This is a genomic window from Binatus sp. (SeqCode), assembly GCF_049584895.1.
Lineage (GTDB): Bacteria > Desulfobacterota > Binatia > Binatales > Binataceae > Binatus.
On sequence record NZ_JBAUYR010000032.1, the window covers coordinates 1 to 4416 of the forward strand.

Annotated in this window: 5 protein-coding genes; 3 read left to right on the forward strand and 2 right to left on the reverse strand. The window is 60.1% G+C overall.

Annotated elements, in window-relative coordinates; translation table 11 throughout:
- A partial coding sequence (gene acs, locus WB650_RS05830) for an acetate--CoA ligase (RefSeq protein ID WP_423959761.1) occupies window positions 1-1432 on the forward strand: 1432 nt, incomplete at its 5' end.
- A gap of 66 nt (window positions 1433-1498) precedes the next feature.
- Here acs and WB650_RS05835 read toward each other — a convergent pair.
- Together WB650_RS05835 and WB650_RS05840 are read right to left on the reverse strand one after the other, a co-directional pair.
- On the reverse strand, window positions 1499-1780 hold the full coding sequence (locus WB650_RS05835) for a hypothetical protein (RefSeq protein WP_422306220.1): 282 nt from the start codon (window positions 1778-1780) through the stop codon (window positions 1499-1501).
- Between the two features lie 30 nt (window positions 1781-1810).
- A complete protein-coding gene (locus WB650_RS05840; protein ID WP_422306218.1) occupies window positions 1811-3106 on the reverse strand; it encodes an MgtC/SapB family protein in 1296 nt (431 codons plus the stop codon).
- 200 nt (window positions 3107-3306) lie between these two features.
- Here WB650_RS05840 and rimP point away from each other — a divergent pair, with 200 nt between their 5' ends.
- Entirely contained in the window at window positions 3307-3792 is a 486-nt protein-coding gene (gene rimP / locus WB650_RS05845; protein WP_422306216.1) for a ribosome maturation factor RimP, read from the forward strand.
- 75 nt (window positions 3793-3867) lie between these two features.
- The coding region (locus WB650_RS05850; protein WP_423959764.1) for a NusA N-terminal domain-containing protein at window positions 3868-4416 on the forward strand (549 nt) is incomplete at its 3' end.

Genomic DNA, 4416 nt, shown 5'->3' on the forward strand with positions numbered 1-4416 from the left:
GTCGGAGGCGCTGGCCGATCGGATCAACGACGCAGAAGCGAAGGTCTGTATCACCGCCGACGGCGGATGGCGGCGCGGGCAGGTCGTCGAGCTCAAGCAGAATGTCGATGACGCGCTGAAGAAGTGCCAATCGATCCAGAAAGTGCTGGTGCTCAAGCGCGTCGGCAACAAGGTCGAGATGCGCAAAGGCCGCGACGTGTGGTGGGATGAGCTGGTTCCCGCTCAAAGCCCTAAGTGCGAGGCCGCACAGCTCGACAGCGAGCATCCGCTGTACACGCTCTACACCAGCGGCACCACGGGCAAGCCCAAGGGCGTGGTGCATACGACCGGCGGATACCTCACGCACGTGCTGATGACGATGCGGTGGGTGTTCGACTTGAAGGACGACGATATCTACTGGTGCACCGCCGATATCGGATGGGTCACCGGCCACAGCTACACCGTCTATGGGCCGCTGGCGGCCGGCGCGACGGTCGTGATGTACGAAGGCGCGCCGAATTTTCCCGAGAACGATCGGTTCTGGCGGATAATCGCGAAGTATGGCGTCAGCATCTTCTACACCGCGCCGACTGCTATTCGCACGTTTATCAAGTGGGGCGATTCGTGGGTCAAAAAGCATGACCTGTCGAGTCTGCGATTGCTCGGGTCGGTCGGTGAGCCGATCAATCCCGAAGCATGGATGTGGTATCGCCGAGTTATCGGCGGCGAGCGATGCCCGATCGTCGACACGTGGTGGCAGACCGAGACCGGCGGAATCATGATCAGCCCGATGCCGGGCGTGACCGCCGCCAAACCCGGCTCGGCTACATTTCCTCTTCCCGGCATCGCAGCCGACGTCGTCACCCGCGACGGCAAGAGCGTCGGCGCCAACCAGGGCGGATTGCTGATCGTGCGCAGGCCGTGGCCCGGAATGCTGCGGACGATTTATCGCGACCCAGAGCGCTACAAGACTAATTACTTCTCGCAGATCGAGGGCGCATATTTCACCGGCGACGGCGCCCGTCGCGACCAGGACGGCTACCTGTGGATCATGGGTCGCGTCGACGACGTGATCAATGTGTCGGGCCATCGGCTGGGCACGATGGAAATCGAGAGCGCGTTGGTCTCGCACATGACGGTCGCGGAAGCAGCATGCGTCGGCCGTCCCGACGATATGAAAGGGCAGGCCGTGGTCGCATTTGTAACGCTCGAAGGCGGCCGCAAAGGCGACGACCAGCTGCGCGAAGAATTGCGCGCCCACGTCGTCAAGGAGATCGGGGCGCTGGCGCGTCCCGACGACATAAGATTCACCGAAGCCCTGCCAAAGACCCGCAGCGGCAAGATAATGCGCCGCCTGCTCCGCCAGATAGCCTCAGGCGACCAAACCTTCGGCGACACCACCACCCTCGAAGATCTGTCGGTCCTGTCAAAGCTCCGCGACGACGACGATTGAATCTCCGAACCTCCCCTTGTCCGAGGGGAGGTTATAAGAAGTTGCGACGCGCCTGGGTTGTGCCTCTCAGTTTTCGCTGCGCGGAGTCAACTCGAACGCGATGCCACCGATGCGTGCGGCAACGATGTTGTACAGCCAGCAACTGATCAGCAGAGCGATGAATCCGACGACACCAAACAGGATTGGGAAGCCAATCAAAATGAATAGTGTCCCTAGCAATGGATGCGGGTGGGGGTGGTGCGCAAAAACAACCGAGAGAATTGTTCCCTCAAGAAATCCAAAAATCACATAGAGCACTGCGATCACCCTTGCGGTTTGGAAAATCTTGAACGACTTGATTTCATGCATAGCGATTCCTCCCTTTGCTACTGCTGATAGTCAGTTCATCTGGAAATGACTTACTACTTCGGTGACGCGCGCGGGATCGATAGTGACTATTGCTACTGCGCCCACTGCGAACATGATTACGAAACCCGCCATCAAGCGCAGGTAGAATGCCGGCTGGTGGCTGGTTCTCGCTTCCGCGGATTTGAAGACGGCGTTCACCGCGTGCGCGAGCGTCAGTCCTATAACCGCGTCGCGCGCGGGGCTGGTGCCGGACTTGACGAAAGACGCCAGCGTCAGCGAGATCGCGGTAACGTCGACCAATCCACTGATCGCCGATACCACCATCTGGCCGCCGAATCCCGCGTAATGCTTGGCGACGCGGGTGAGCAGCAAGACAAGCGTGAAGATTGCGCCGAACTCCAGTGCGGGACGAATCGAGAACGGGTTGCGAAAGGTCGAGGCTGCAATCGCGGATTTTTTCGCTTTTTTCGGCGGTGAGGGCGCCAATATCAGTGCCGCGACGAGCCCCGCAACCGTCATCGCGGCGAAAGCGGGAGTTGCGGCAATAGCCAGTGCCGGACTGACTACTGCGACTATCAGGAGTGTGCGCGGAAATAGTATCGAATTGGCTATTATCGAGTAGCGGGCTGCGGATACCGCCGACTCCGGCGCATCTGCTACTACTTGCGAGATTGCGGCCGTGTAAGCAGTCGTCGACGCGATAGCACCGACTATTGCAGTGAGTAATGAACCGCGCGCGTCGCCGGTAAACTTGGTCAGGAAGTAACCTACATACGAAACGCCGGATACCAGGATTACGAATAGCCAGATCTCACGCGGCTTGAAAAATCCGAATGGTCCGTAGCTGCCAGTTGGCAACAACGGGTAGATGATAAAAATCAGGGCGAGAAAACTCAGCGTGTCGATGAATTCGACGTCGGAGATCGCGTCGCGCACAAAGGTGCGAAGCTGATCGCGTTCGGCAAGGATCGTAGCCAGCACGATCCCGAGTCCCGCACCGAACTGGCGGTCCGAAGTCAGGCAGAGAGCGCCCAGTACGAAGGTCGCGACTGCCGCGAGCTCGGTGGTGATTCCGTTGCGCTCGGGATGCTGCAAGCGCATCACGAGGATCGCGCCAATCGTACCGACGAATAGTGCGATGGCGATCGCAGCGTTGCCCAGGTGACCTGCGACCGCGCCGAGCAGTGCGATTATCAGGAAATCGCGCATCCCGGGGCGTGGCGGGCCCTTGGGGTCAGGTTCCCGCGTGCGGCCGACGAGGAATCCGATCGTCAGCGCCAGCAGGAATCCCAGGGCGGGTGAGTTAGGGCCGGTCAGCTCGGGCATCGAGAGCGCGATGTTATCTGAATGTTACGGCAAATGCTTGAGGAGATGGTGGATAACCCCCGCCTTGCTGACAGGTTGTCCGCGGTGGTATCTTGCTGGCTTGGAAGTGGGCGCGTGCCCACTTTTTTGTTGGTGTCGCAAAAAGGGTTTCGAGACATAAGCCGGCCCGACGGCATAGCCAAGCGAAGTGGTGAGAGCAGATGACCGCCCTGACGCTCCATCCGACCGCGGAAAGAGTGGTCGAGCTGCTCGAGCCACATATAGAGCGCCAGGGTTACGAGCTGGTGTCGGTGGATTTTCGCAAGGGCACGCGAAATTCGCTCTTGCGGCTGCTGGTCGATAAGCCGGGCGGCGGAATTGCCCTGAGCGACCTGGAGAAGTTGAGCCCGACGCTGGGCGATTTGCTCGACGTGTACGACCCGGTCGAGGGGCGCTACACGCTGGAAGTCGCGTCGCCGGGAATCAACCGGCCGTTGCGCAAGCTCGAGCATTTCGAGGCGGTGAAGGGTGAGCGGGTGAAGGTCCGGACGCATCAGGCGCGCGACGGACAGAAGTCGTTCGTGGGTAAGCTGGTGACCGTGAGTGAAAACGGAATCGAGCTCGACGACGAGACCAGCCGCAAGCGGCAGACGATCGGTTTCGACGAGATGACCGGAGCGAATTACGAGTATGACTTTGACAAGTAGATGCATCGGCTCCCGAACAGGCGGAGCAACAAATAAAATCGGCGCGCTATTTTTTGCGTGCCCCGGGGAGGCGGTATGCAGGTCGATCTGAACCGGGTAATCGAGCAGGTAAGCAAGGAAAAAGGCATAGACAAAACGATCGTGATCAACGCGGTCGAGGAGATGATGCATTCGGCGGCGCGGCGCACGTTTGGGCCCGACCGCAATATCGAGTCGCGCTTCAATCCGGAGCTCGGCGAAATCGAGCTGTTCGAAATCAAGACTGTGGTCGACAAGGTCGCCAACGCGGCGGCGGAGGCCGACGTCACCGAGGCGCGCGCGAAGTACGATCCCGAGGCGGAGGTCGGCGACGAGATTCTGATCAAGCTCGACACCGCCACGATGGGCCGGATCGCGGCGCAGGCGGCCAAGCAGAACCTCATCCAGCATATTCGCGACGCCGAGCGGAAGCAGATTTTCAACGAGTTCAAGGATCGCAAGCAGGAGGTCGTCTCGGGAATCGTGCAGCGCTTCGAGCGCAAGAACATGATCGTCAATCTCGGGCGCACCGAGGCGATCCTGCCCGAGAAGGAGCAGATCCCGCACGAGCGCTATCGCCAGGGCGATCGCATCCGCGCGCTGATT

Coding starts and splice junctions, on each gene's coding strand:
- WB650_RS05835 (WP_422306220.1), bottom strand. CDS start 1,780: ATGCATGAAATCAAGTCGTTCAAGATTTTCCAAACCGCAAGGGTGATC.
- WB650_RS05840 (WP_422306218.1), bottom strand. CDS start 3,106: ATGCCCGAGCTGACCGGCCCTAACTCACCCGCCCTGGGATTCCTGCTG.
- rimP (WP_422306216.1), top strand. CDS start 3,307: ATGACCGCCCTGACGCTCCATCCGACCGCGGAAAGAGTGGTCGAGCTG.